Below are 1,012 nucleotides of genomic sequence, written 5' to 3'. Positions count from 1 at the left end.
ACGTTACCAGCCATTATAAAACACCGCTTAATATGAAGAACATACTTTTAACTATTTTTTTCCTCTCAACATTAAATTGTTTTTCGCAAGACAAATTGATTTTTAACACAAAATTTGTTCAAAGTGAAGATAAATGGGTTGCCTTTGAAGCTGACTCTATTGGTTCTCATAATTTTGGTTTTATATACATAGATTCACAGGCTGGATTAACTCTAGATTACGCTGGAACATTTAAGACTGATAATAATGGAAAGTTCATTATCAAAAAGAAAGAATTAGATGGTTCAATGAAAGTTAGATTACAACCAAATAATAGATTAGTTGCTATAATTCCTGAATCACATTTTTCTGAATTAGGCATTTCAAAGTTTCCAGGATGGCTAAAATATTATAAAGAAAATGAAAACTCAATCGAACGATTATACAAATGGGGTTTTATGTATAATGGTTGGGGAGAATGTGCAAAGGCTTTGGAGTTCTTAGAAAAAGCAAATAAAATCAATCCCGATTATAAAGGACTACGTGTTGAGTTAGGATATTCTTATAACTGCTTAAATCAATCTGAAAAAGCTATTATTGTATTGAATGAGGCAATCAAGCACGAACCAAAAGACGCTTACATATATAAAGAACTTTTATATTCACAAATACATAACAATCAGCTTAAAGAGGCTATTGATACTTATGAAAAAGTTTTGAAAGATGTTGAGGATAAAACTTATAATACTGAAAATGCTTATAATATTTTAGGTGAATATTTTCGCCAAAAAAATATTGTGAAATTCAACGAATGGATAACAAAAACAGAAATTGATAAAGACAAGCGTTTTGGTCCATACGTTGAAAAATTAAAAATCGCATTAAATAAATAAAAAAACGGCTGATAACACACGCTACAAGCAAGCTGGGCAATTGGTTTAATTTGAAAATAGTTTGTGTTTGATGCATTTGTTTTTAACCGAAAGAATACGCATCTTTAATCCCAGCCTGCGTGTAGCGCGGGAACGTTGGC

1 protein-coding gene is annotated in these 1,012 nt (G+C 30.7%); it reads left to right on the top strand.

The window, feature by feature from the left end; genetic code table 11:
• A partial coding sequence (locus tag ACSVH9_RS16265) for a tetratricopeptide repeat protein (protein WP_438064622.1) occupies positions 1-872 on the top strand: 872 nt, incomplete at its 5' end.
• Between the last annotated feature and the right edge of the window lie 140 nt (positions 873-1,012).

This window comes from Flavobacterium sp. RSSB_23 (genome assembly GCF_051547145.1).
Taxonomy (GTDB): Bacteria; Bacteroidota; Bacteroidia; order Flavobacteriales; family Flavobacteriaceae; genus Flavobacterium.
The sequence above is the reverse complement of the archived record's forward strand: the minus strand, read 5'-3'. Positions and strand labels throughout refer to the sequence as shown.